Genomic DNA, 26,640 nt, shown 5'->3' on the forward strand with positions numbered 1-26,640 from the left:
TGCTGCTTTTTCAAGCCGACCAATGATAGCGGAATCCCTTGTCAGTCTGAATCCTTGTGTAGAAAAAATGCAGTATTTGACCCATATAATCTGCAGGATCGCGACTTTTTGGCGCGGTGCTATGCCAGGGTACGGGGCTGCAGGGGAGATCGGCTGGCGCTGGTGACCGGGAATCCCGTGTCTGGGTGCAAGACCCCGCTCCTTGGGGGTAGAATATGCGGTCGCGTTCTCAGGCAGGTAGATTCATGAAACAGCGATTCAAGCTTCAATCGGGCTTTGCGCCGGCGGGGGACCAGCCCAGTGCCATTGCCACCCTGGTGGAGGGTATCGAGTCGGGTCTCGTGGCCCAGACGCTGCTGGGGGTAACGGGGTCCGGCAAGACCTTTACCGTTGCCAATGTGATAGCGCAGATCCAGCGCCCGACCATTATCCTGGCCCACAACAAGACGCTGGCGGCACAGCTGTACGGCGAGTTCCGTGAGTTCTTTCCGGACAATGCCGTCGAATACTTCGTGTCCTACTACGACTACTATCAGCCTGAAGCCTATGTGCCGTCCTCCGATACCTTTATCGAGAAGGATGCCTCCATCAACGACCATATCGAGCAGATGCGGCTGTCGGCCACCAAGGCACTGCTGGAGCGGGACGATGCCATCATCGTTGCCACGGTATCGGCCATCTACGGTCTGGGTGATCCCAAGTCCTACCTGTCGATGATGCTGCACCTGGACCGGGGCGAGGAAATTGACCAGCGTGACATTCTGCGTCGCCTGGCGGAGCTGCAATACAAGCGCAACGATGTCGAACTGCACCGGGGCAACTACCGGGTGCGCGGGGACGTGATCGACGTGTTTCCGGCGGAGTCCGAAACCGAGGCGGTGCGCATCGAGCTGTTCGACAGCGAAGTGGAGCAGATCAGCTTTTTCGATCCGCTGACCGGTGCCGTGCTGCGCCGGGTGCCCCGGGTGACCATCTATCCCAAGACCCATTACGTCACCCCGCGTGAAGTCCTGCTCGCCGCTGTCGACCAGATCAAGGACGAGCTGCACCCAAGGCTCAAGCAGCTGCGAGACCATGGCAAGCTGGTGGAAGCGCAGCGGCTCGAGCAGCGCACTATGTACGACATGGAAATGATCATGGAGCTGGGCTACTGCTCCGGTATCGAGAACTACTCACGCTACCTGTCCGGCCGCGAGCCGGGTGCGGCACCACCGACACTGTTTGATTACCTGCCGGACAACGCCCTGGTGGTGATCGACGAGTCCCATGTCACCGTGCCGCAGCTCGGCGCCATGTACAAGGGCGACCGTTCCCGCAAGGAAACCCTGGTGGAATACGGCTTTCGCCTGCCGTCGGCGCTGGACAACCGCCCGCTGCGTTTCGAGGAGTGGGAGGCGCTGGCGCCACAGATGATCTTTGTCTCCGCCACGCCGAGCAAGTACGAAGCGGCCAACGCCGGCCAGGTCGCCGAGCAGGTGGTGCGCCCCACCGGCCTGGTCGATCCGCTGGTGGAAGTGCGCCCGGCCCTGACCCAGGTGGACGACCTGCTGTCCGAGATCGGCCGGGTAACGGCCAACGAAGAGCGCGTCATCGTGACGGTGCTGACCAAGCGCATGGCGGAGGACCTGACTGACTACCTGTCCGAACACGGTGTGCGGGTGCGCTATCTGCATTCGGATATCGACACGGTGGAGCGGGTCGAAATTATCCGTGACCTGCGCATCGGCCAGTTTGATGTGCTGGTGGGCATCAACCTGCTGCGTGAGGGCATCGACATGCCGGAAGTGGCGCTGGTGGCTATTCTGGATGCCGACAAGGAAGGCTTCCTGCGGTCGGAAACCTCGATGATCCAGACCATCGGCCGGGCGGCGCGCAACGTCAATGGCCGTGCCATTCTGTATGCCGATCGCATTACCGGCTCGATGCAGCGCGCCATGACCGAAACCGAGCGTCGCCGTGACAAGCAGGTGGCCTACAACCTGGAGCACGGCATCGTGCCCAGGGGCATTTACAAGTCGGTGGCCGACATCATGGAAGGGGCCAGTACGATTCCGGGCCGCAAGGCTACGCGCGGGGCCAAGAAGGTGGCGGCCCAGGCCAGTGATACCCAGTTTGACCCGGCCACCATGACGGCCAAGCAGCTCGCCAAGGCGATGAGTCAGCTGGAAGACAAGATGTACGAAGCGTCGAAAAACCTGGAGTTCGAACTGGCCGGGCATTACCGGGATGAACTGCAGCGCCTCAAGCATTCCGCCTGAGGGCGCTTTTCTGCCCCCCTGGCTTTGCTACTTGGGCCTCGTTTTTCTCCTGTGCTGGCCAAAGCCCGCCGGGGGCGGCTTCACTGGCTGGCGTCGGGGAAGTGCTGTGCGTAGCGTGCAATCCACTCAGCGGCAGCCTCTTCGCTGCTGTAGTTGATGCCGCTTCGCCGGCTGGCCTGCCGACGATAGCTTTCGATATGGCACACCTGCTCCACCATCCGCACCGCGAAGGCGGTTTCCCTGTCACCAAAGCAAATCCCCAGCAGCGCATCATCCAGCGATCGGTAATGACACCAGCGCACCTGGCCGGTGGCGCTGAATTCCGGCATGAGCAGCGGTATGCGGATGATGACCTCGGTCCTGTCCGGCAGGCAATGGACAGTTTCGATACAGAGCCCCCCCAGGCTGACGTTCTTCATGCGGTGGGTGTGGGATTCGCCCGCCAGCAGAATCTGGATGGGGATCTCCGAGGGGTGGCGGATGTAATGGCGTGACATGGGCAGGTCCTTTCCCTTGCGGCGCTGTGGCCTGCAGTATAGACGCTGTGCCCTGAAGGAGTGCGCTACGCCTGCCGGCTGCCGCCGGTCTGGCCGCTGCGACCAAAGAAGTGGGTCCCTGGCCTGTGCAGGCCAGGGCGGCCTCGGTATGCTGGGTCACCGTCAATAGCGATCAAACGGATGCCGCACGATGCCGGATACCCCTGAGCACACAACTGCCCTGAACCGCGACCCCGCCGGCTGCTGGTGGGGCCTTGCCGTGCTTGCAGCGGCAACGCTGCTGGCGATGACCACCTGGTTCTCGGCCACGGCGGTGGTACCGCAACTGGTACAGCACTGGTCCCTGGTGGACGGGCAGGCCGCCTGGCTGACCATCGCCGTGCAGCTGGGCTTTGTGGCGGGGGCGCTGGGTTCGGCGCTGCTGAACCTGGCGGATCGTATCGCACCGCGGCGGCTGATGCTGCTGGGCGCCCTGCTGGCAGCCCTGGCCAATGGCCTGTTGCTGCTGGCTCCCGACTTCCCGAGTGCCATCCTGTTGCGCGCTATTACCGGCGCCTGCCTGGCGGCGGTGTACCCGCCGGCCATGAAGGCCATGGCGACCTGGTTTCGATTCAAGCGCGGCACGGCGCTGGGCATCATGGTGGGGGCTATTACCCTGGGGTCGGCGGCGCCGCATCTGGTGAATGGCCTGGGCGGACTGGAATGGCAGCGGGTGATCGTGATCACGTCACTGCTGACCCTGACGGGCGGCCTGGTTGCCGAGTTGCTGGGGCGTGACGGACCTTTTCCCTTTCCCCGGGCACCCTTTGATCCGCGCAAGGCCTGGCAGGTTTTCAGCGATCGCAAGGTGCTGCTGGCCTCCCTGGGCTACTTCGGCCATATGTGGGAGCTGTACGCCATGTGGGCCTGGTTCTCGGTGTTCTTCGCCAGCACCCTGGTGCTGCACGGGGTGGAAGACGCCGGCCGCTGGGCGGCGTTCGGCACCTTCGCCGTGATTGGTGCCGGCGCCGCGGGTTGCCTGGTGGGTGGGTTGCTGGGGGATCACTGGGGACGCGCCAGGGCAACGGCCCTGGCCATGGCGTTCTCCGGTGGCTGCGCCCTGGTGATCGGTTTCATGCAGCAGGCACCGGTGTTACTGGTGCTGCTGGTGGGTATTGTCTGGGGCTTCTGGGTGGTGGCGGATTCGGCCCAGTTCTCCACCCTGGTCACCGAGGTGGCCGAGCAGAGTTATGTCGGTACGGCGCTGACGCTGCAGCTGGCTATCGGCTTTATTCTCACGGTGCCCACCATCTGGCTGATTCCGCTGATACAGCAGGCTGCCGGCTGGGGCGTCGCCTTCAGCCTGCTGGCGCTCGGGCCTCTGGCGGGCATAGTGGCCATGCGGGCACTGCAGCGGGACTGCGCACAGGGGGTGGGCGCAGCGGGCTAGTCGACCAGCAGGGTACCCACCTTTAGCGGACCTTCCAGGGTCTTGTGAACCGGGCAGCGGTCGGCGATTTCCAGCAGCCGCTGGCGCTGCGCCTCGCTCAGGTCGCCCTTTAGCCGGATGCGCCGCTGCAGCACCTCGATCCGGCTGTCACTGTCCGTGCAGCCCTCGCAGTCCTCGCGGTGTTGCCGGCTGTGACTGAGGCTGACCTGAACATCGTCCAGCGGGATCTTCTTGTGGTTGGCGTACATGCGCAGGGTCATGGAGGTGCAGGTGCCCAGCGCCGCGAGCAGGTGCTCGTAGGGATCAGGCCCCAGGTTATCGCCGCCGGCCTTGAGCGGCTCGTCTGCCAGCCACTGGTGGTGATCGCTGTTGACCCGGCGGGTAAAGCGGTGATTGTGCTCGCGGATCTCCACCTCACCGTTGCGGGTGCCGCTGTCCCGGGTGGCGACCTGTGGCACGGGTGTCAGGTACTTTTCGCTCCAGGCGCCGATCACGCTGGCCGCATAGGCGGTGTCTTCCCTGCGACTGAGCAGGTGATCGGCTGTATCCAGGCTGACAAAGCTTTTGGGGTGTTTGGCGCGGCGGTAGATCTGCTCGGCCTGGCTGATGGACACGGTGCTGTCCAGCGGCGAGTGCATCACCAGCAAGGGGGTGCGCAGGCGCTCAATGTCGTCGTTGTCCTGGCTCAGGTCATCCAGGAACTGCTTGCGGATACTGAAGGCGCGCCCGCCGAGGCTGACCTGCGCCTCGCCGCTGGACTCGATCCCCTCCACCTGGGCGGCGAACTGCCTGATGACGTGCCGGGCATCGGCCGGGGCGCCCAGGGTCACTACCGCGGCGGTTTCGGCAATGCGGTGAGCGGCCGAGAGCACGGCCCGACCGCCCAGGCTGTGGCCGATCAGCAGGCGCGGCGCCTCGTAGTGGTCGCGCAGGTAGTCGGCTGCCGCCACCAGGTCGTCGACGTTGGAGGAAAAGTTGCTGTTGGCAAAGTCACCGTCACTGTTGCCAAGGCCGGTGAAGTCAAACCGCAGCACGGCGAATCCGCGACCGGTCAGTTCGCGGGCAATGCGGGATGCCGCCGCAATGTCCTTACCGCAGGTAAAGCAGTGGGCAAAAAGGACAAAGCCCCGGCTGCCCTGCGCCGGGATTTCCAGCAGGCCGGACAGTTCCACGCCCTTGCTGGGAAAGTTGAGTCGGGTTCGCTGTGCTGCCACGTTGTACCTCCAGGGGAGTATCCGTTGTCTGAAACAGGTGCACTACACCATAGACAGCTTTGCAGGGATGGGCTGAGGTGCAATGGGCGCTTGTGCTGTCAACTACACTGCAAGAGTGCGTTTAACCAGCCAAAAGTGCAGTCAAATGGCCGACAAGCAGCCCGGAAATACACCAGCAGGAATGGGTCCCGCCCCGGGGCCGGGTCCGGGTGTGCGCCTGGTGATCTGGTTCGTGGCGGCGCTGTTTTTCTCCATATTCTGGCTCGATGCCTCTAAACGCCAATACCAGGCTGATCTTTCCTATACCGCCTTCAAGGACCGGGTCCGGGCCGAGCAGGTGGTGAGCGTTGTGTTGCAGGGCGAACGGGTCAGCGGCACCTTTCGTACCCCCGAACCCGGCTCCCAGGCGACGGCCAACCGGATGGTGAAGGAATTTGTCACCACACTGCCACCGATCGATGATCCGGAGCTGATGCCCCTGCTGGAGCAGTACGGTGTCGAGGTGCGGGTACGGTCGGAGGGCGGCAGCTGGTGGGCGCGCCTGCTGATCGGGCTGGTGCCCTGGCTGCTGATTATCGGCCTGTTCTGGTATGCCAGCACCAAAATGCAGGAGCGCATGATGGGTAGCAGCGGTGGTGGTGGCGGTATTTTTGGTTTTGCCAAGTCGCGGGCCAAGCGGTTCGACAGGGGCCAGCCCGGGGTGACCTTTGATGATGTTGCCGGCTTGCAAAATGCCAAGCGGGATCTGCGTGAAATCAGTGACTACCTGCGTGACCCCCAACCCTACCGCAAACTGGGGGCCAAGATTCCGCGGGGCGTACTGCTGATGGGGCCGCCTGGCACCGGCAAGACGCTGCTCGCCCGCGCCGTGGCCGGTGAGGCCAATGTGCCCTTTTTCAGCATCAGCGCGTCCGAGTTTATCGAGATGTTTGTCGGTGTGGGGGCGTCGCGGGTGCGGGACATGTTCCAAAGTGCCAAGAAAGAGGCGCCCTCCATTATCTTTATTGACGAGGTGGATTCCATCGGCCGGGCCCGCGGCACGGGGCTCGGCGGTGGACATGATGAACGGGAACAGACGCTGAACCAGATCCTCAACGAGATGGACGGTTTTGAACCCCATGAGGCCGTGGTGGTGCTGGCGGCGACCAACAGGCCCGATGTGCTCGACGCCGCCCTGATGCGACCGGGCCGTTTCGACCGCAAGGTGACGCTGGACCTGCCGGACAGAAAGGCGCGCCAGGCCATCCTGAGGATTCATGCCCAGAACGTGCCCCTGGCGGCCGACGTTGACCTGGTGCGTATGGCGGCCCTGACCGTGGGCTTCTCCGGGGCGGACCTGGCAAACCTGGTGAACGAAGCGGCGCTGCTGGCCGGGCGCAAGGGGGCTGGCGAGGTTGACATGGCGCTCATGCTGGAGGCGCGGGACAAGGTGGTGCTGGGGGGGCGGCGGGAAATGCTGCTCAGCGACGACGAGAAGCGCCTGGTGGCCTTCCATGAAGCCGGTCATGCGGTGGTTGCCAGCCTGCTGCCCCATGCCGATCCGCTCGACAAGGTGACGATTATCCCCAGGGGGCAGGCGCTGGGGGTGACCGAGCAGATTCCCGACAAGGAACTGCACAACTTCAGGCAGAGCTATCTGTACGACCGTATTGGCGTGATGCTGGGCGGACGCAGTTCCGAGCGACTGGTTTTCGGCGAAGTGAGTTCCGGTGCCGAAGGCGATCTCAAGCAGGCAACGCGGCTGGCGCGCCATATGGTGACGCACTGGGGCATGAGCGAAAAGATTGGTCCCGTGGCGTTCCAGCGCGGTGAAGAACACGTCTTCCTGGGACGTGAAATGGCGCAGCAGCGGGATTTCAGCGAGCACACAGCCGAAGTGATCGACGAGGAAATCAGCACGCTGCTCAAGCACCGGGAGGTCGAGATAGCGCAGTTGCTGAAAAACAACCGCACCTTGCTGGACGCCGTGGCCCGGGCGCTGCTGGAAAAGGAAACCCTGGAGGCGGACGACATCGGCGCCCTTATCGATGCCTGCCCCAAAGCCGCGGGGCAGGGCAGTAGCGCGGGTCGCGGGCATTGAAAATCCGTAAAACCCACCCATGAAATAAGTAGAGGAGGTTGACTGGATGTCGCCTTGGTCGCTGCACCGGGATGCACAACTGCAGGGTCAGTGGAGCCGGACAACGGTGGGGAGGTGGGTCATGAATATCGAACAATTCAAGGTACATTGGCGCGACTGGCTGATGCTGTTGTTTGGGGCCTGGCTGGTTATCTCACCTTTTGTGCTGGGCTACGGTGCAACGGACGTGATGCTGGCGCTGTGGAATCCCGTGATCGTGGGCGTCGCGGTCGCCGTTTTCGCCATCGCCGTACTGAACAAAACACAGGTATGGGAAGAGTGGGTACTGCTGGCGCTGGGCGCCTGGCTGGTTGTCTCGCCCTTCCTGCTGGGCTATGCCGGCATGCCGGCGGCCATGTGGAACAGCGTTGTCGTCGGCTTGCTGGTGGGTGCCGACTCGGTATGGTCCCTGGTGATCATGCTGGGCCGTGGTGGTCACAAGGCCGCCTGATCCTCCGGGGGCCAGCGGGTCGCCAGCGCATCCTGCAGGCAGGCAAAGAAGCTGTCCACCACCAGGTTGCGTTCGCTGCGTGGCTTGGTAATGGCGTAGAAGCTGTTGGTATAGCCCAGCTGGGTTTCCAGCAGCGGCTGCATCTCTTCGCCCCAGCCCCAGCTTTTCACCAGGTGCCGCGGCAGGAACCCCAGGTAGTGCCCGGTCAGGATCAGGGTGGCGCGGGCTTCCTGGTGGTGGGCCGAAACCTGCTTGTTCCAGCCGCTCATGGCCGGGTGCAGCTCCCGCCCGGGCAGCAGTCGGGGCGACTCCACGAAACGGTAGGCCTGCAGTTCGTCAATATGGATATCGGCGTCGCTGCGCCCGTACAACGGATGCTTGCGGCCGCAGTACAGCAACATTTGCTCGTCGTACAGTTTCAGGCTTTTCAGCCCCGGCATGTCGGCCTGCAGCACTGTAATGCCGATCTGCACCCGCCCGTCCATCACCGCCGGCACGACCTCTTCGGAGGACATGGTGGCGATACGCAGGCGCACATCGGGGGCCTTGTCGGCAAAGCGTCCCAGGGCATCCACCAGAAAGCTGCGGGGCAGGCCGAGCATGTGCTCGGCGCAGCCCAGGTCCAGATGCCCCATGATGCGGTCGTGGGACTGGTTGACCCGGTTGCGGAACTGGTCCATCGCCGCCAGCAGCTCCTGGGTTGCCTCGTATACCATCTTGCCCTGTTCGGTGAGGCCAAAGCCCGCCCGGCCCCGTTCACACAGGCGCATGTCCAGGCGTTTTTCCAGGTCCGCCATGTAGTTGCAGATGGTGGAATTGGCCAGGTTGAGTTCGACCTCGGCGGCGGTAAAGCCACCACAGTCGGCTACAGTTTTGAATACCCGCAGCAGCCGCAGATCCATGTCGGCCAGCTGGCCGCTGATTGCCGTTTTGCGTTTGCCCATCGTGCACCTGAGGTCGATTAATACAATTAAATATGCAAATGTATGATTCTTTAAATCATCATATTAAGCAAGGCAAGCCTGGCTTATAACTGTAACCCTGATTCAGCCGGCGCGCTTCCAGGCGCGGGCCAGCCAAACCATGAGGCGACGATAACATGAGCATTACATTGCAAGACCCTAGCCTGCTGCAGTCCCAGGCGTACATCAATGGCCAGTGGGTCGATGCCGACAGCGGTGAAACCTTCTCCGTGACCAACCCGGCCAATGGCGAGCACCTGGCGGACGTGGCGTCGGTGGGTGCGGCGGAAACCCGCCGTGCCATCGAGGCAGCAGAGGTTGCCATGCAGAGCTGGAAAGCCCAGCCGGCCAAAACCCGTGCCAATGTGCTGCGTCGCTGGTTCGAGCTGATCATGGCCAACCAGGAAGACCTGGCGCTGCTGATGACGCTGGAGCAGGGCAAGGTGCTGGCCGAATCCCGTGGCGAGATCGCCTACGGTGCCTCCTTTGTGGAGTGGTTCGGTGAAGAAGCCAAGCGTGTCTACGGCGACGTGATCCCGGCGCAGAACGACCGTCGTTCCATCGTCATCAAGCAGCCGGTGGGTGTTGTGGCGGCGATCACGCCCTGGAACTTTCCCAACGCGATGATTTCACGCAAGGTGGCGCCGGCGCTGGCCGTGGGTTGTGCCATCGTCGTCAAGCCCGCGGCGGAAACCCCGCTGTCTGCCCTGGCCATGGCCGTACTGGCGGAACGCGCCGGTGTACCGGCGGGCCTGTTCAGCGTACTGCCGGGTACGGACGCACCGGCGATCGGTGGCGAGATGACCTCCAACCCCACCGTCAAGAAAGTGACCTTCACCGGGTCCACCCCGGTGGGCAAGCTGCTGATGAAGCAGAGCGCCGATACCGTGAAACGCACCTCCATGGAACTGGGCGGCAACGCGCCGGTCATCGTGCTGGACGATGCGGATCTGGACGCCGCGGTAGCCGGTTCCATCGCCGCCAAGTACCGCAACTCCGGCCAGACCTGCATCTGCGCCAACCGCATTCTGGTACAGAGCAGCGTTTACGATGCCTTCGTGGAAAAATTCACCGCCAAGGTGAACGAATTCCGCCTGGGCAATGGCCTGGATGCCGAGTCTACCCATGGCCCGCTGATCACCACCAAGGCGGTGCGCAACGTGCAGTCCCTGGTGGACGATGCCGTGGCCAAGGGCGCACGGGTTGAAACCGGCGGCCAGGTCGATGCCCTGGGCGATCACTTCTACCAGCCGACGGTGCTGAGCAACGTGGTGCCGGGCATGCGCGTGGCGCGTGAGGAAATATTTGGCCCGGTGGCGCCGATCTTCCGCTTTGACACCGAAGCCCAGGCCATCGAGATGGCCAACGATACCGAATTCGGCCTGGCGGCCTACGTCTTTACCCGTGATGTGGGCCGGGTCTGGCGCGTCAGCGAAGGTCTGGATTTCGGCATGGTCGGTGTCAACGAAATCGCCCTGGGTTCCGATGCCACGCCCTTTGGCGGCATGAAGCAGTCCGGTCAGGGCCGTGAAGGCTCCAAGTACGGCCTGGACGATTACCTGGAAGTTAAATTCATCTGCATGGGCGGACTGGACCGCTAAGCGGTTTAGGCAGCCTTTCGGACTTAACACTGATCTACTGCGGAAAAGCCGATTCTCTCCGGTAAAGAGGGATTATTTTTTGCACTCTTTCTTGTTAAATAGAACCACTATTTGCCTCGAAAGAGCTCAAAAACTAACTCAAATCGGTCTTTCCCTCGCTACGATCGGCCAAGCCCGACAGACTGTCCGGGCAGGAGCATAGACAATGAGCGCTGTTATCTACCCAACCACCAACCTGGCCGCCACCGAGCAGCTGAGCATCGAACGCGGCGAAGGTGTTTACGTCTACGACAGCAATGGCAAGCAGTACCTCGAGGGCCTCTCCGGACTCTGGTGTACGTCGCTGGGCTACGGCAACCGTGAGCTGATCGACACCACGGCCGAGCAGATGGGCAAGCTGGCCTATTCGCACATGTTCGGCGGCAAGACCCACAGGGGCGGCATGAAGCTGGCCGAGCGCCTGGCCGAGATGGTGCCGGTGGATAACGCGCGGGTATTCTTTGGCAGCTCCGGCAGCGATGCCAACGATACCCATATCAAGCTGCTGCGCTACTACTTCAGCGCTATCGGCCGGCCGCAAAAGCGCAAGATCATTGCCCGCGAACGCTCCTACCACGGGGTGACGGTGGCGGCGGCATCCCTGACCGGGCTGCCGATCAACCAGACGAACTTCGACCTGCCGGTCGAGGCGCTGGGCATCCTGCGCACCGATGCACCGCACTATTACCGCGGTGCCCTGGCCGGTGAAAGCGAGGCGGATTTCGTGACGCGCATCACCAGCAACCTGGAGCAGCTCATCCTGCGCGAAGGCCCCGATACCATCGCGGCCTTTATCGCCGAGCCCATCACCGGTGCCAGTGGCGTGATCGTGCCGCCGGCGGGCTACTACGAAAAGGTGCAGGCGATTCTTGCCAAGTACGACATCCTGTTCTGGGCCGACGAAGTCATCACCGGCTTTGGCCGCACCGGCAACGACTTTGGCTGCACCACCGTGGGTATCGAACGTCCCGCACTGATGACCCTGGCCAAGCAGCTGTCCTCGGCCTACATGCCGATCAGCGCCTCGGTGATCCGGGGGGATCTGTACGATGCCATGGTGGAGCCCAGCAACAAGCTTGGCGTCTTTGGCCACGGCTATACCTACTCGGGCCACCCGGTGGCCTGCGCGGTATCGCTCAAGGTGCTGGAAATCTACCGGCGTGACGATATCTTCGGCCATGCCGCGCGCATGGGCGACTACCTGCAGCGCCGGCTGGATGCGTTCCGCGACCATCCGCTGGTGGGCGAGGTGCGTGGCCGCGGCCTGATCGGTGCCATCGAACTGGTGGCCGACAAGGCCAGTGGCAGGGCATTCGACGGTGGTGCCGTGGGCGCCTTCGCCCAGCGCGCCTGCGAACAGCACGGCCTGATCACCCGGGCGGTGGCCGGCTCCAGCATTGCCTTCTGCCCGCCGCTGATCATCAACGAGGCGCAGATCGACGAGCTGATCGAGAAGTTTGGCAAGGCCCTGGCGGATACCCAGGACTTCGTCACCCGGGAAAAACTCTTGTCCCGATGACGGCTGCTTTATAGCTCAAGAACCTCGGTGTTCTCACGGGCAATCGCAACCTGCCGCACCAGGGCGCGATTGCCACACCCTGATCGGATACGCACTCCCGATCATAGCTTTGCCGCCTATCCAGGCGGCTTTTTTTATACAGGGACGTATTTATCCTGCGGGCGCATGGATGCGCAGGAGCAGGGTTTATGTACAGGATGTACGGTATGTCGCGGGCGCACGGATGCGCAGGAGCGACGGTGTCAGGGACGTATTTATCGTTATTTGCTCCTGCAATACCGAATTTTACGCCATCCCTGGCGGTCATCCTGCGGGCGCATGGATGCGCAGGAGCAGGGTTTATGTACAGGATGTACGGCAGAAAAATGCTCCTGCATTTTCTGCATTCCCGCCATCCGTGGCGATCATGCTGCGGGTGCATGCGCACGACTACAGGGATGTGGGAGGTAGAGCGACGCAGGATGCCAAAGCCGAGGAGCGACGGGGTCAGGGACGTATTTATCGTTATTTGCTCCTGCAATAACGAATTTTACGCCATCCCTGGCGGTCATCCTGCGGGCGGCCGGCCTTCAAGGCAAGGAGTGCACATCCATATGCTAATCGGCGGCGATACAGTCCCTGTTTCGCTCCTGCTGGCCTGATCGCACAATAACGCCGGTGCTCGCCGGCATACGGCCACGGATGGTCGGTAGCCAGAAAAATGCAGGAGCATTTTTCTGCTCATAAGGGGGAGTGGGCCGTTCTGCTATATCGGAGGCTCGGTGATGTTTGATCTCTGAGCCGTGCGTTCGACCTGGATCGTCGCTTAGGGTCGTTACCCGTCGCGGATCTTAGACTTCGTAAAGATATTTCAGAATTTGCCGATCTTGATAATGTCATGTTAAAAAATTCTCGTTCAGGTCGTCTTCGGGGCGTCGATCCCGGGCCTGGTGCAGGACATTTCCTGCCAGAGTAAACCGCTTTTTCAGCCCTACAGCCGCGTTAAAACCGTCCAAACCAGCATGATATAACCGACGAACAGCAGCGTTGTCTGCCACTGCGCCCAGCCCCAGTCGCTGTGGGTCAGGGTGATGGCGTAGCCGATGGTCGCGAGCAGGGCGGCGAGCAGCAGCCAGATCAGAGGTGCCAGCAGACCGGGGAGCCAGACCAGCGGACTGCGGTGTCTGCGGATCAGCGGTTCGCTGGCGTGGGCTTCGTCGTCGCCAAGGATGAAGTCGGCGATAGCGTCCCAGTTGTCTTCGTTGAGCGCGGCGCTGTGGGCTCCGCGGACGTAAGTGACCTGGCTGACCGCGGGCGAGTGGAAGCCGTCGTGGCCGGCGCTGCCGAGATCCTGCAGCCCGAGGGTCTGCAGTGCTTTGGGAAAGAAGGCGACGACCCAGTCGGCGGAGGCGACGTAGTTGGCGACCCGCCTGACCTGCCCGTTGGCGATATAGCGGTCCCAGTCGTACTGCCGGCGCACCACGCTGCCGGCGAAGACGACGCGGTCGAAGCGGCAGCAGCGGTAGTCACGCAGGGCGCTGGCCAGCAGGTAGGTGCCGTTACTGTGGCCGATAAAGGAAAAGCGGGCATTGGGATAGAGTGCGCTCGCCTCGACATACTGGTCCATGAACCACTGAGTCTTGATGCGCCTTTCCTCCGACAGGACGAAGCGAAGCATCGGGAAATAGCCGTAGCTGGAGGTTTCGGTGGCGACGATGCGGCCACAGCGTTTACCTTTTTCGCGCACCCGGCGTGCGACCTTGTGGGTCCAGTAGCCGGCATCGCGAATGCCATGGATCACGAAAATGACATCGGTGACATCCGGCTGCGGCTCGCCGGCGGCGTTGTCCGCCGGCAACGCCTGCTCGGCCTCCAGTGTTTCCCGATCCGCCAGCAGGGCACGTTCGAAAACAGCTGCGCGTTCGTGCCCTTTGGCCGAGTCGTCCATTTCTATCACATTGGCATGGCCGGAGTGCGGCACGTCGAGATAGACGAAGTCGCGGCCCGATATCAGGTCAATATTGTCACCGGGCGAGACCATGTCGTCGATGGATCCGAGCAGCTGGATCGTCAGGGCGCCGCCTGCACCTTTTTCGTTGGCACGGCGGCGCATCAGCAACCACTGCAGGCGCAGCTCGGTGATGAAAATGGCGCCGCGCTGAATCGACAGGATAATCGGCTTGCCGGGACGGAACAGTGACAGCAGGCGTCCGGTCAGCACGCCCAGCGTCCAGAGCACGGCGTTGAGCAGCGACAGGTGATGATTGATTGCCCAGCCGCGGTTCATCCCCGCGAGAAGGATGAGGCGCTGCACGCTGCTCGCCCAGGGCCTTGGCTCCAGCGAGTACAGACGTTCGTCGAACGGAGCTTGCGGATTCTCGCCACAGGCACAGACGTACAGCTTGCGGGCCAGAAGTGCGCCCATGCTGTGGCCGACGAGCACCAGCGACTCGTACGGGCCGCCTTCCTCCCAGCAACGGTCTATCCGTCGCAGCAGGTCCGCGATCACCTCCGAGCAGTCCGCGAAAGAGAACAGCCCGAGCGGCAGGTCGGGAATCAGGATATCGGCGTCGGGCTTCGACGCCGCGACCCGGCTTCGCAGCGCATGCAGGTGTTGCCTTGACTGGGAGTAGGCGTGCAGCAACACCACCAGCTCCCGGGAGTCGCCGCGACGTTCGAATACTGGTACAGGTTTTTTCATCCGTGAACTCCCTGGCGATCAGTTGAAAGGTCGACCTGAAAAGGCGCTTCACCGCCTCCTGATGTGCCCGGCTGCCGGCCGGGTATGCTGTCGCGACTGCGTTAGCGTCGGGATAAGGTCACTAGCTGAAATTCTAGCCGTTGAATCGACAATCGGTGAATCGCCGCCGTCCCGTAGCCGTTGAAACCTGACGGAATTCAGGGCGGAGCTCCGAGGAACGTATACCTACCTCCATCTATGCCTTTCCCTTTCGTCCTGGACGCCTTGGGGCAAGTACCTTTCCAGCAACAGTCTCAAGATGTGCAACGAAGTCCGTGCGATCCCGTGGCCTGCCGGTTCGCGCATGCCGCTCAAACACCTGGGTGTCTTCGTCACGCTCTGCTGAATGCTAGGCGGCCCAGCTGCCAATGTAGGTCGGGCTAGCCCGCAGGGCGTAACCCGACATGACAGAGTTTATGTGTTGCCGCAGGGCGTGGGGTTACGCTGTGTTAATCCGACCGACGGGACTATTCTAAGAAAGTCGAATACAGGAAGTGTTACCCCTGTCGGATAATTCATTTTTCGCCTCTTGGCAACTCACTTTTCTTTGCTCGTGCAAAGAAAAGTAGGCAAAGGCTCTCTACCTTGCAGAATTCGCCCGCAGAAGCTTTTTCACTGCGCTCTGGAAGTATTTTCCGGGTGCACTTACGTCAAGGTCAAGAGCGGCACATCCCTGTGCGGCTCGGCATCCATGCCTCGCCCCTAACGGGCCTGATCGAAAAATCTCCCAGGGCTCGCCGGGGTATGTGCATGGATGTCCTGTATGCAGGTAAGGCAGGAGCCATTGCCTGCCCTGACGGGACCCGGGTGGTCGCTGTAAGCATCTGGAATTGCTCCGGTAGCAAACTCAGGGGCGAAGCGACCTTGAAGGCCGCTAACGGCACAGAGCCGATATTGATGATATGGGAAATAGGTATACTGTCCCCAGAATTGCATCAACAACCGTCACCCTCGCCTATTTCATGCAAGTAAAGAGCATGGTGACATTGCACTTGTACTCGTCATTTTTATTCTGATCACAGCTTTTCTTGGCCATGGTGCCACTTCCCTCTTTGAGCCGGCCATCCTGGCTCGCGCATGAACCGGAGGCAGCGTTATAGGCATTAGTTTCGGATAAGTCCAAGGCTTGATCATATTCAAAGTACATGCCCGTCGTGCCTTTCGCTTCAATACTCACCTCAGTGTATCGAAGTCCTTTCTTATCTTTTTCCTTTGACGCCGAACGTTTTTCCATCGCACGCTCATAGCTACTGGTTACATTCACCTTATTAGCGGTTTTTATCACCTCTTTACGCTTGGCTCTATCCAAATACGCACTACTAAAATTGACGCTTCGGTCTGGTGAGCTTCGGTCTGGTGAATAGCTAGAACTGGACAACGGTTCTTTGCGTTGATTGATTTCATTTTGTTGCCGAACGTAGTTCATATTGTCGCCAGCTGATCTCACGTATTTATTAAGCCGCTGCGTTAATTCAACAAAATGCGCAGCATCACGTGTTTGACGTTCTCTATTTTCCTGAGCAATACGAGCAGATTGTAACTCAGATGCTCTCCTTGCTTCGGCTTTGCTTTTTTCAAACCATTCTTTATAGTCACCTGAAGCATCAATTCGTTCCGCTGCAGCGATAAATGCTGCTCTCTTCTGTGGCGAAGGCGGCAGCTTCATGCTCGCTAGGTTCACTGGAACTCCATCATAATTCTCCAGGGAAAAGCTTCTTTCATACTCCGCGCCCCACTCACATTGCGAGGCAGCCGGTACTTTTATTGTGGTATGAATAGACAACACCTGCGTCCCGTCACCCACTAGCATGTTTTGCCTATGCTTATACACGCCGTGGCGGTCAAATCTTGCATACCAGTATCGGATATACCCACCATCCGAGTGATGCAAGCCGTAGCGCTGGTCAATCGCGGCAAGTACACTGTTTGATTCATTACTAAAATCGAGCCCCAAGTTTGCATATTGAACGTAAGGATGTACGCAGGCATGACCCCATCCTTTGTCCAGCTTTATCGACTTCATCGTTTTTATATCTAAATCATTATCCCGCTGCACATCACCCGACAGTTTCGCTTCAATTAAATCTAGAAAAGCGTTGGCATTCTGCTGGCTTAGATTCTCGTCATACTCTTCGACCAATAACTTGTGAATGGTGCCACATCCGGATAACAACAACACAGATGCGATGCACATCAATACTAAATATGCGCGGTGTGAGCTAAAAATTTTCACTATTCAGGCCTCTGTGAACGTTGGGGAGATGCCTCGGGGCTAGAAATTCACACTAGCAATGAGTTGGGCCGCTGGGCATTAAGCATGGCTAAGAACTTATAAATCAGCGATTGTGTCGCGAAAAAGCGACTCGTTCAACCCTATTTTGGGGAAACTGTATAACTGATGCAATTCCGGGGACCAAATACCTATATCTCAGCTCACCAATGTCCGCTTTGGGCACGTAGAAGACCATCAACCCCCATGTCCCTTTTGACCGCCTGACCGCCCAGCCTCTCGCTGATCGGTGAAGACAGGCTGGCTGGCGGCGCGTCGATGTCGTCGCTCCCAACGTTCGCACGCTGCGCTGCAATCCGGCCAGCGCTGCGTTAACGTCCCGCAGTGGCGGTCTCCCGCTTCAGGCCAGATAATACCACCGCCACCCAGAACTAACCCCGTTCAAACTGTACTAAGGTGCTCTGTAACGAGCCGGCTCAAAAGCCGCTCTGTTAAAACTCAGCAAGGGAAGCAGGCCTATGTTAAATAGCGTGGTGGTGAGAGGCTTCGGGTTGGCGGCAGTGCTTGTGCTGGCTACCGGTTGTGCGCAGCACAGCGGCAAAATGGAAGAGGGCATGGTGCAGCAGGGAGTCTCGAGCGATCCTGGCAGCGCCCAGGGCATCAGCTGGCAGTGGCTATCGAAAACCACGCCCAGGGAAATGCTCGAGGTGGCACAGCCGGAGCGCTATACCCTGGTGCTGCAGCCGGATGGCCGTGTGCAGGCGCAGTTTGACTGTAACCGGGGCCAGGGTCGCTACGAGATCAGCGAGGGTCAGCTAAAAATCGGCCCGGTTGCCACGACGATGATGGCCTGCCTGCCGGGGTCGCTGGATTCCGATTACAGCCGGGCATTGGAGAAGGTGGAAACCTTCAGTGTCGAGAACGGCGAGCTGCTGCTGGGGCTTGAAGACGAGGGAGGAACATTGCGTTTCAGGGCGGCGCCCTGAGCAGATCAGCGGCGCCCCGGCCTGCTAATTCAGCAGTACAAACATGCCTGAGGTGATCGCAAAGACCATCACGAAGTTACGCAGAAAGCGGCCGTTGATGGATTTGTGTACCCAATGGCTCAGCAGCATGCCCGCCAGCAGGGCCGGCAACAGCCAGAGCATGGGGGTGATGCGGTCGGACTCTAGGTGGCCGCTGCCGGCCAGCACGGCCAGGGAGACGACCTCGCCGATCAGGAAACAGAGTGCCACCGAGGCCCGCAGCGTGGCGACCGGCATGTGCTGATACACCAGTGCCAGCGGCGGACCACCAATCCCGGTGGCGGTTTCGGTGATGCCGGTGATGACGCCGGTGGAGACGAAGGCCCGCTTGCCGGGGGAGAACACCGGTGCCAGCCAGGTGGCCACCGAAGCGGCAATGGTCGATACCCCGATCAGAATGTTGAGGTAATTGAGCGGCAGCACGATCAGTACCCAGAGGCCGCCGAAGGTACCCAGTATCCGGCCGAGGGTAATCCACTTGGTGCCCATAAGGTCGATGGCACCCCGTTCGCGCCAGGCGACAGCGGCATTGAGGGGCAGCATCAGTACCAGCAGGCCGACCGGTAGCAGGGAAGGCTGCAAGATACCCAGTACCGGGGCGACGATAAGGGCGAAGCCCATGCCGGTACTGCCCTGTATAAAGGCGCCGCTGGCGACGGCCAGCGCCAGCCATCCAAATATTTCTGGAGTCATAGACTGCTTTTATCCTGATCGAGAGTGAAGAAGCACGCTGAACATCAGCGGTTGAGGGCCGCAGCGGCCGTGGCATGCTGACCGCCGTGGCCGATCTCCTGGCCGTTGCGGGCGTTATGCTGCTGGCGGTGCTGGTCCGTGAAACTGTGGATTTTCTGGATCGGGGCCTTGGCCACGCCGGCCTTGGCCTGGGCGCTGACCGCCCGCATCAGTGCCCGGGCGTCCCAGTCCGTCGGCCAGCCCTGCCACAGGCGCAGCTTGCCGGCGACAAAGACGCCCTCGATCTGGTCACGGTTGGCCAGGCGCACCAGCTCCCAGCTCAGGTCCCAGGACGGCACCATTTCGGGTACCTCCAGATCAATCAGCAGGAAGTCGGCATCCAGCCCGACGGCGATTTCGCCGGTCCTGTGGCCGAGTCCAAGGACATTGGCGCCGCCCCGGGTGGCATGGTCCAGCCAGGGCCAGCCGCCGCCACAGGAGGAGTCGCCCACGGCCATGCCGAAGGCGAAGCGCTGCGCCGCCTCGGCGTAATCCATCAGGCGGAAGCCATCACTGCGGGTGCCGTCGGTGCCCAGCCCCAGGCGTATGTTGAAGGCGTGCATCAGCTCGGCCTGGGCCACGGCATTGCCTTTCCAGGCGCTGGCCACCGGGTTGTAGGACACTGCGGTGTCGGTTTCCTGGATCATCCGCAGTTCGGTCGGTGTCAGCAGGGTGGCGTGGGCCAGCAGAGTCTGCGGACCCAGGGCACCGGCCTGGTAGAGGTGTTCCACGGGGCGCTGGCCGCGCTGTTCCAGCGAGCGTTCAACGGCCACCAGGTGCTCGTTGGCATGGGTCTGGAAGATGATGCCGGCATCGCGGCACAGGGATGAAACGGCCTGCAGCATGGCGTCCGTCGCAATTTCGGGAATGGGAATGGCCAGCGACGGGCTGACCAGGCCCGTACCCTGCCAGGCACTGATATGCTGGTCGGCCCGGGCCAGGATGCTGTTCTTGTCCAGCAGCGTCGTACCCTGCTTGTCATTGCAGACCATGCCGAGCACACAGCGGATACCGGCCTCTTCGGTGGCGCGGGCAATGCTACCCAGGGCCGCGGCCGAGCGGGTGCCGGCATCGCAGACGGTGGTAAAGCCGCCGCGCAGCGCTTCCAGTGCCGCCAGCTTGCTGCTGAGGTAAAGAAAGTCCTCATCCAGGCTGGATTCCATGGGTACCCAGACGCGGCGAAATATTTCGGACGGTTCGCCAAACACCAGCGCCTTGCCAAAGGCCTGGGTAAGATGGTGATGGCTATCGATAAAGCCGGGCATGATCAGGCGGCCGGGCAGCGCAGTCACGGGGATAGCGGGCGCCTGGCGCTGCAGCTCGTCGACGCTGCCAAGAGCGCTGATTTTACCCTGGCGTACCAGGATGGCCTGGTCCTGCACGGGTTTGTCCCGCAGCAGCAGCCACTCGGGGGCCAGAATCTGCTCGGGTGCGGCGAAGGTGTCGGGGGAGCAAGGCGCTGTCATCGGATTCCTGCCAGTGTGGTTGTTGAGAGTGCTCATGGGAATATGTCTTGGGCGCCGACGGGGAAGTCCCGTCGGCGGCTTGTACCGGTAGCCGGGCGGGATCAGCTCTGTGACTGAGCCCCCTTGTCCAGCGGCGCTGCTTCAGGGGCGGGCTGGCGTGCGGCCCTGGTGTGATGGAACAGGGCGTTGAGTACCGCCGCCGTGATGGCGCCGGCGGCGACACCGTTGCCCAGGAAGGCGGCGATGCCGGTCGGGAAATGGCTGTAGGCGCCGGGTACCAGGATCGGGAACAGGCCCACCGCCAGGGCAACCGCGACCACATACATGTTGCTGCTGTCGCGCAGGTCGGTACGGCGCAGCATTTCGATGCCCATGACGCCGACAATGGCGAACAGCACCAGCCCGGTTCCGCCGATCACGGCGTCGGGAATAACCTGAATGGCGCTGGTAAAGGGCGCCAGGAAGGAAATGACGATCAGCATGCAGCCGGCCGCGACGGTGACCCAGCGCGAGCGTACCCCGGTGGCCTGAACGACACCGATGTTTTCGCCGCTGGTGATAATCAGCGAAGTACCGAAGAAACCGCCCAGAAAGGAAATGATGGCATCACCGCGAATGGTGCGGGCCACATCACGTTCCTTGTCGAGTTCCTTGCCGACCACCTCGCCGATGGCCACGGTCTGGCCGGTCGCCTCCACCATGGAGATCATGCAGAAGATCATCAGTGGCAGGGCGGCAATAATGTCAAAGGTGGGCATGCCAAAGGGCAGCACGTCCGGTACGCCAACCAGCGGCGTCATGCTGAAATTGTCGGTATGCATGGCGCCGATCAGGAAGGCAACCAGGGTGCCGCCGATCAGGCCGCCAAGAATGGCCAGCTGCTTGAAGATGCCTTTCAGGAAGCGCGCCATCAGCACGGTGAGGGCGATGGTGGCGAAGGCCAGGAAGATATTGCCAGGGTCGGCGAAATCCGCCGCCTCGGGGTTGCGACCGACGATCAGCAGGCCGAGGATTTTCACCAGGTTGACCCCCACCAGCAGCAGCATGGTACCGATCACCAGGGAGGGAAAGAAGCGCAGCAGGCGCTTGAACACCGGCAGCACAATGAAGTAAAACAGGCCCGTCAGAATGACCGCGCCCGATGCCGTCGCCACGTCATACTGCTGTGCAATCTGGATAAACAGGATGATGGGCGCGCCGCCCGGCAGCATGATGAATGGCAGGCGGGAGCCGAAGCCGGCATAGCCAATGGATTGCAGCAGCGTGCCCAGACCGCAGATCAGAAAGGTTGCGCTGAGCAGGCTGGAGGTGAGGGCGGCATCGAAGCCCAGAACCCTGGACATCAGGAATACCGAGGCAATGGGGGAGGCGGCCATCACTAGCACATGCTGCAGCCCAAAGGCGAGCAGGGTTCTCAACGGCAGCTTTTCATCCACGGGGGCGATCTTGCCCGCAGTTTCTGTTTCTAACATTTTGATTTTCCTTTGTAATTATTGTCTGCAGTCAGGTATCAAATCATGTTGTTGCGTTGCATGGCTCCCAAATCGATTTGGGTAAAGGTCAAAAAAAGGGCCCGTACCGATTGCCGGCAGGCAAGCCGGTACGGGCGTCCCGAAACCCAAGGACCTAAGGAGTAGGCATCGCTAAATCGATTTGGGATGCGAGCATGCAGCGCCCAAATCGATTTGGTTAACTTACCGCCGGCCAAATGCGCTGTCAACCATTTCTGTTGCACACAGCAGCATCGAACGCTTGCCGGGTGCAATGGCTCCAAATCGATTTAGAACGGTCGCGGCTTTGCTATACTCGGGCGCTGTACAGCCTGATGATGAGAGTTTCATGCCTGAATCCCCCGCCAGGGACGCGTCCCGCCTGACCATCGCCGATGTCGCCAAGGCGGCAGGCGTGTCCCGTACCACCGTTTCCCACGCCCTGAATGATCGCGGCCAGGTCGATCCCCGCACGCGGGAGAGGGTCAAGCAGGTCGCGGCGCAACTGGGCTACCGCCCCAACCTCAGGGCCCAGCGGCTGCGTACCGGGCGCGCCAACTCCATTGCCCTGGTGTCATCCATGCCGATCTCGGTGGCCGGTGGCCCGTCCCGGCTGGGCTTTATGATGGAAGTGGCGGGCTCGGCGATGGAGGCGGCCCTCAAGCAGGGCCTGGCGCTGGTGCTGGTGCCGCCACTGGAGGCGGCCGATACCCTGCTGGATGAGCTGGATATTGACGGCGCTGTGGTGATCGAGCCCGCCGCCGAGGATCGCAATGTCGCCCAGTTACAGCGCCGGGGCGTGCAGGTGGTGTCTATCGGCCGCCAGCCGGAAGGCGACGAGGCCTTGCCCTATATCGACCTGCAGGGGCACGAAACGGGTCGCATCCTGCTGCAGCATCTGGCGGAGCAGGGGGCCGGGCAGATCGCCCTGCTGATCGGTACTCAGCCGCGTCACTCCTATATCGACATGGAACGGGCATACCGGGCCTTTGCCGAGGCCAGGGGCATGCCCGTTGTTATTGCCAGGGCCGATGAGGCCGGGGGGGAGACGGCCGGTCAAGCGGCGTGCCGGGCCCTGCTCGAACAGCACCCGGCCATCGATGGGATCTGCGCGCCGGTGGACGCCTTTGCGGTGGGTGTTGTCCGGCAGGTTCAGGCGCAGGGCCTGCGGGTGCCGGAGGATATCAAGGTGGTAACGCGCTATGACGGCCTGCGCGCCCAGAGTTGCCAGCCCGCCCTTACCGCCGTGAATCTGCACCTGGACGAGATTTCCACCCTGGCCATTGATCTGCTGTTCGAGCACATCAATGGCCGGGTCAGGCGCCGTGTTGTGGTGGGCCCCTCGCCCAGCCTGGTGGCGCGGGCATCCTCGGTCAATCCCGCCGGGAACTAACTCTGCTGCCTGTCAGGCGTTAAGGGTGCTGCTTACTGGTGTGGGGCAGCCTGTTCCTGAACGAGGACGCCGGTCAGCGTAAACTTGAAGCCCTGCTGCGTGAACAGCTGGCGGCGGTTTGGGCCGCGCGGGGGCACAATAGCAACAGAGGCGATCGTTATGTATCTGGGCATTGACTGCGGCACCCAGGGCACCAAGGCGGTGATCCTGGATGCCGAGCAGGGAGCTATTTGTGGTGAAGGCTATGCATCTCACCCGCTGATCAGTGAGGCCAATGGCCGGCGCGAGCAGCAACCCGACTGGTGGATCGAAGCACTCGAGCAGGCGTATCGCCAGGCGCTGGCGCAGTCCGGTATCGACAGCCGTGCCATTCGCGCTATCGGTGTATCGGGACAGCAACACGGCCTGGTGGTACTGGATGCGGCCGGGGAGGTCATCCGTCCGGCGAAACTCTGGTGCGATACCGAGACGGCACCGCAAAACGCCGAACTGCTCGAGCGCCTCGGTGGCGAGCAGGGCTCGATGGATCAGCTCGGCCTGGTGCTGGCCACCGGCTATACACTGTCCAAGCTGTTGTGGCTGAAGCAGCACGAACCCGCGTCCTTTGACCGGATCGCCCATATCCTGTTGCCCCACGATTACATCAACTACTGGCTCACGGGCCAGGTCGCCGCCGAGTACGGCGACGCCTCGGGCACCGGCTATTTCAATGTGCGCACCAGGCGCTGGGTGCCCGAGGTGCTGGCACTGATCGCGCCGGATGGCCGGCTGGAAACGGCATTGCCGCCCCTGCTCGAGGCACATCAGGCGGTGGGGCTGGTACAGCCGGCAATCACTGCGCGGCTGGGGCTGGGGAACCAGGTGCGGGTGTCCAGCGGTGGTGGCGACAACATGATGGGCGCCATTGGCACCGGCAACATTGCCGATGGCATCGTGACCCTGAGCCTGGGGACCTCCGGCACCATTTACGCCTGCACCGACCGGGCGCCGCAGCAGCTGCATCCGCAACTGGCACCGTTCTGCTCGTCCAGTGGTGGCTGGCTGCCGCTGATCTGCACACAGAACCTGACCGGCGCGGCCAATGCGGTACGCGAGATGTTCGGGCTCGATCTGGCACAGTTCAACGCCGAGGCGGCGCGGGCGCCGATCGGTGCCGGCGGCATTACCCTGCTGCCGTTCTTCAGCGGCGAGCGTGTACCGGCGTTGCCCGAGGCGACCGGCAGCCTGCTGGGGCTGAACATGCAGAACCTGAGTGCTGCCAACCTCTGTCGCGCCGTGCTGGAAGGCACCAGCTTCGGCCTGCGCTACGGCCTGGACCTGATGCGCGCGGCCGGCATGGAGGTACGACAGCTGCGACTGATCGGTGGCGGCGCCAACAGTGCGCTCTGGCGCCAGATGATCGCGGACATCATGCAGGCGCCGGTGATCTGCCCCCGCATCGGCGAGGCGGCGGCGCTGGGCGGCGCGATCCAGGCGCTCTGGTGTGATCTTGAGGCCCGGGGGCAGGAGGTGTCGCTACAGCGTCTGTGCGAGCGCCATGTGACACTGGAGCCAGGCAGTGCCCTGAGTCCCGATGCCGCATCGGTGTCTGCCTATGAGGATGCCTACGGGCGCTATCGGCAGCACCTGGCGGCCATGTACCGGGTTTAAGCGTTGAGGGTTCCGGGATCCAGACCGGTCAGGTCTCGCCGGACTGTCAGCCGGCTTCCTGGATTTCGAGGCCGTGCTTGTGCATCAGCCGGTAGAGGGTCACGCGGGATACGCCGAGCAGGCGTGCAGCTTCCGACACATTGTTCTGTGCCGCCGAGAGGGCATGGGTGATGGTATCCTGCTCGATTCGGGAACGGGCTTCGTCCAGCGTGACCATGGGGGCGCTGCCGTCGTGGCCAGACAGCCGCAGATCCTGGTGTGTAATTATCTTGCCTTCGCACATGACGATAGCGCGGCGCACGCGGTTGATCAGTTCGCGCACATTGCCGGGCCAGGCATGCTGTGCCATGCAGGCCAGGGCGCGACGGGTGAAACCGTGGATGCGGTGGCCGGCATCCTGGTTGAAGCGGTTGAAGAAATAATGCGCCAGCAGCGCGGTGTCATCGCCGCGCTCGCGCAGTGGCGGCGCATGCAGATTCAGGACGTTGAGCCGAAAGTACAGGTCTTCGCGAAATTTCCCCGCCGCGATCGCGCCGGCCAGGTCGACATGGGTAGCCGATATCACCCGCACATTGACCGGAATCGGGGTTGTACCTCCGACCCTGTCGATGCAGCTTTCCTGCAGGAAACGCAGCAGGTTGACCTGCAGCTCCATGGGCAGGTCTCCCATTTCATCCAGGAACAGGGTGCCACCCTCGGCGGTTTCGACCTTGCCGATCTTGCGTTGCTGGGCGCCGGAGAAGGCCCCTTTCTCGTAGCCGAACAGTTCCGACTGGATCAGGTTTTCTGGCAGGGCGCCGCAGTTGACGGCGACAAAGGGGCCCTTTGCCCGTTCCGAACGCTCGTGTATGGCGCGGGCAATCAGTTCCTTTCCGGTGCCACTCTCGCCGGTAATCAGCAGCGGCGCATCGACATTGGCGATCCGCCGAATCGACTTGAACAGTTTGAGCATCGGCTCGGAGCTGCCGACCATTTCATAGGCGGCGGTGACTTCCTGCTGCAGGCGCCGCTGGCGCAGGTAGGACATGCCATTGGCGTGGTCGAGCACGAAATCCAGCAGCGCCATGTGCTTGACCGGGTAGTGGAAAAAGTCCACGAAGTGCTCGCCAATCAGCGAACAGAGCGCGGCGGGCAGGGCCTGGGCATCCCGGGTCAGAGCGACCCAGGCAACCGATTGATGGGTGACAAGCAGGTCTTCCAGTAGCGAGATCTCGTCGGCTGACAGGTGATCGACGTGCATCAGGCCAACATGGTAGGGGTGCTGGTGCAGTTGCGCACAGAGTGAGGTGATGTCGCCAATCTGCTCGATATGCCAGTACAGCTGCTCGGCCTCGGCGGCGATGGGGAGGGCCTCCTGGGGCGGACAAAAATAAACGATCGAACGGAGGTTGCGGCGCAGGCTTTCGTTGGGCGTCGCGCTGATGCCGGTCGCTTGTAAGTCGATGCTCATTCTCGTTTGTCCTGTTCCATAGGCGCAATCAGTCCGAAAAGCTACAACGTCGTATCCTTCTGTGGATCCTTGCCGGACGGTACTAAGCACTATAGGAGTTCCGAATTTTCCGTGCTTGCTGATTTTTCATGGCTTTATCGCGGGATAAAGTATCATTTTTTCTGAATTTTGCACTAAGTGTGACCACTGTCGAGCAGTGGTGGGGCGGGCTGGCTTGCGGGCCAGGGCAGAAGCGGCACGGTGGTCGTATTTTTCGCGCAGGTCTGTGTTGCCGATGCGATACAGTCCTCAGGCCGACCGCCGGGGACGAAGTCATCCCCGGGGGCCAGTAACTGGGCGTGAGATTCCTTTCTCGGCAGGTTTCCCGCCGGTAATCACAATATGTCAGTCTGTGTA

At 61.6% G+C, this 26,640-nt stretch carries 18 protein-coding genes; 9 read left to right on the forward strand and 9 right to left on the reverse strand.

Annotation, left to right across the window (positions count from 1 at the left end):
• Positions 1–245 precede the first annotated feature (245 nt).
• Positions 246–2,258 (forward strand): excinuclease ABC subunit UvrB, encoded by a 2,013-nt coding sequence (gene uvrB / locus KDW95_RS02255; protein WP_255854621.1) that lies wholly within the window; start codon positions 246–248, stop codon positions 2,256–2,258.
• Between the two features lie 80 nt (positions 2,259–2,338).
• Here uvrB and KDW95_RS02260 read toward each other — a convergent pair whose 3' ends face one another.
• Positions 2,339–2,755, reverse strand: a complete 417-nt coding sequence (locus KDW95_RS02260) for a PilZ domain-containing protein (protein ID WP_255854622.1) — start codon at positions 2,753–2,755, stop codon at positions 2,339–2,341.
• 190 nt (positions 2,756–2,945) lie between these two features.
• Between KDW95_RS02260 and KDW95_RS02265 the strand changes: the two genes are divergently transcribed.
• Positions 2,946–4,184 (forward strand): MFS transporter, encoded by a 1,239-nt coding sequence (locus KDW95_RS02265; RefSeq protein ID WP_255854623.1) that lies wholly within the window; start codon positions 2,946–2,948, stop codon positions 4,182–4,184.
• Here KDW95_RS02265 and KDW95_RS02270 read toward each other — a convergent pair.
• Complete coding sequence (locus tag KDW95_RS02270; protein ID WP_255854624.1) at positions 4,181–5,398, reverse strand: bifunctional alpha/beta hydrolase/OsmC family protein; 1,218 nt, start codon at positions 5,396–5,398, stop codon at positions 4,181–4,183. The two genes, KDW95_RS02265 and KDW95_RS02270, sit on opposite strands and share 4 nt — an antisense overlap.
• A gap of 181 nt (positions 5,399–5,579) precedes the next feature.
• Between KDW95_RS02270 and ftsH the strand changes: the two genes are divergently transcribed.
• Both ftsH and KDW95_RS02280 read left to right on the forward strand, forming a co-directional pair.
• Positions 5,580–7,478, forward strand: a complete 1,899-nt coding sequence (gene ftsH / locus KDW95_RS02275; protein ID WP_255854625.1) for an ATP-dependent zinc metalloprotease FtsH — start codon at positions 5,580–5,582, stop codon at positions 7,476–7,478.
• Positions 7,479–7,524: 46 nt separating this feature from the next.
• Positions 7,525–7,968 carry an SPW repeat protein gene (locus tag KDW95_RS02280; protein ID WP_441813622.1) on the forward strand — a complete coding sequence of 148 codons (444 nt, stop codon included), beginning with the start codon at positions 7,525–7,527 and terminating at the stop codon, positions 7,966–7,968.
• Here the strand turns inward: KDW95_RS02280 and KDW95_RS02285 are convergent.
• Positions 7,953–8,912: a LysR family transcriptional regulator gene (locus KDW95_RS02285; protein WP_255854627.1), complete on the reverse strand. Its 960-nt coding sequence runs from the start codon at positions 8,910–8,912 to the stop codon at positions 7,953–7,955. The genes KDW95_RS02280 and KDW95_RS02285 overlap by 16 nt on opposite strands.
• A 155-nt stretch (positions 8,913–9,067) precedes the next feature.
• On the opposite strand from KDW95_RS02285, the gene KDW95_RS02290 reads away from it, so the two are divergent.
• Together KDW95_RS02290 and KDW95_RS02295 are read left to right on the forward strand one after the other, a co-directional pair.
• Positions 9,068–10,531 carry an NAD-dependent succinate-semialdehyde dehydrogenase gene (locus KDW95_RS02290; RefSeq protein WP_255854628.1) on the forward strand — a complete coding sequence of 488 codons (1,464 nt, stop codon included), beginning with the start codon at positions 9,068–9,070 and terminating at the stop codon, positions 10,529–10,531.
• Positions 10,532–10,736: 205 nt separating this feature from the next.
• Positions 10,737–12,089, forward strand: coding sequence for an aminotransferase (locus KDW95_RS02295; RefSeq protein WP_255854629.1), 1,353 nt, complete (start codon positions 10,737–10,739; stop codon positions 12,087–12,089).
• A gap of 970 nt (positions 12,090–13,059) precedes the next feature.
• Here the strand turns inward: KDW95_RS02295 and KDW95_RS02300 are convergent.
• Together KDW95_RS02300 and KDW95_RS02305 are read right to left on the reverse strand one after the other, a co-directional pair.
• The gene (locus KDW95_RS02300; RefSeq protein WP_255854630.1) at positions 13,060–14,769 is read right to left on the reverse strand and encodes an alpha/beta fold hydrolase; all 1,710 of its coding nucleotides are present in this window, start codon (positions 14,767–14,769) and stop codon (positions 13,060–13,062) included.
• 994 nt (positions 14,770–15,763) lie between these two features.
• On the reverse strand, positions 15,764–17,041 hold the full coding sequence (locus KDW95_RS02305) for a hypothetical protein (RefSeq protein WP_255854631.1): 1,278 nt from the start codon (positions 17,039–17,041) through the stop codon (positions 15,764–15,766).
• 515 nt (positions 17,042–17,556) lie between these two features.
• Between KDW95_RS02305 and KDW95_RS02310 the strand changes: the two genes are divergently transcribed.
• Positions 17,557–18,024, forward strand: coding sequence for an META domain-containing protein (locus KDW95_RS02310; RefSeq protein ID WP_255854632.1), 468 nt, complete (start codon positions 17,557–17,559; stop codon positions 18,022–18,024).
• A 24-nt stretch (positions 18,025–18,048) separates the two neighbouring features.
• Here KDW95_RS02310 and KDW95_RS02315 read toward each other — a convergent pair whose 3' ends face one another.
• From KDW95_RS02315 to KDW95_RS02325, 3 genes are all read right to left on the reverse strand, one after another.
• Positions 18,049–18,756 (reverse strand): sulfite exporter TauE/SafE family protein, encoded by a 708-nt coding sequence (locus KDW95_RS02315; protein ID WP_255854633.1) that lies wholly within the window; start codon positions 18,754–18,756, stop codon positions 18,049–18,051.
• 44 nt (positions 18,757–18,800) lie between these two features.
• On the reverse strand, positions 18,801–20,261 hold the full coding sequence (locus KDW95_RS02320) for an amidohydrolase family protein (RefSeq protein ID WP_255854634.1): 1,461 nt from the start codon (positions 20,259–20,261) through the stop codon (positions 18,801–18,803).
• Positions 20,262–20,362: 101 nt separating this feature from the next.
• Positions 20,363–21,733, reverse strand: a complete 1,371-nt coding sequence (locus tag KDW95_RS02325) for a uracil-xanthine permease family protein (RefSeq protein WP_255854635.1) — start codon at positions 21,731–21,733, stop codon at positions 20,363–20,365.
• Positions 21,734–22,100: 367 nt separating this feature from the next.
• Between KDW95_RS02325 and KDW95_RS02330 the strand changes: the two genes are divergently transcribed.
• A complete protein-coding gene (locus tag KDW95_RS02330; RefSeq protein ID WP_255854636.1) occupies positions 22,101–23,144 on the forward strand; it encodes a LacI family DNA-binding transcriptional regulator in 1,044 nt (347 codons plus the stop codon).
• A 159-nt stretch (positions 23,145–23,303) separates the two neighbouring features.
• A complete protein-coding gene (gene xylB, locus KDW95_RS02335) occupies positions 23,304–24,794 on the forward strand; it encodes a xylulokinase (protein ID WP_255854637.1) in 1,491 nt (496 codons plus the stop codon).
• A 46-nt stretch (positions 24,795–24,840) separates the two neighbouring features.
• On the opposite strand, the gene KDW95_RS02340 is transcribed toward xylB, so the two are convergent.
• A complete protein-coding gene (locus tag KDW95_RS02340) occupies positions 24,841–26,244 on the reverse strand; it encodes a sigma-54 dependent transcriptional regulator (protein ID WP_255854638.1) in 1,404 nt (467 codons plus the stop codon).
• Between the last annotated feature and the right edge of the window lie 396 nt (positions 26,245–26,640).

Source organism: Marinobacterium rhizophilum (assembly GCF_024397915.1).
GTDB classification, from domain to species: Bacteria; Pseudomonadota; Gammaproteobacteria; order Pseudomonadales; family Balneatricaceae; genus Marinobacterium_A; species Marinobacterium_A rhizophilum_A.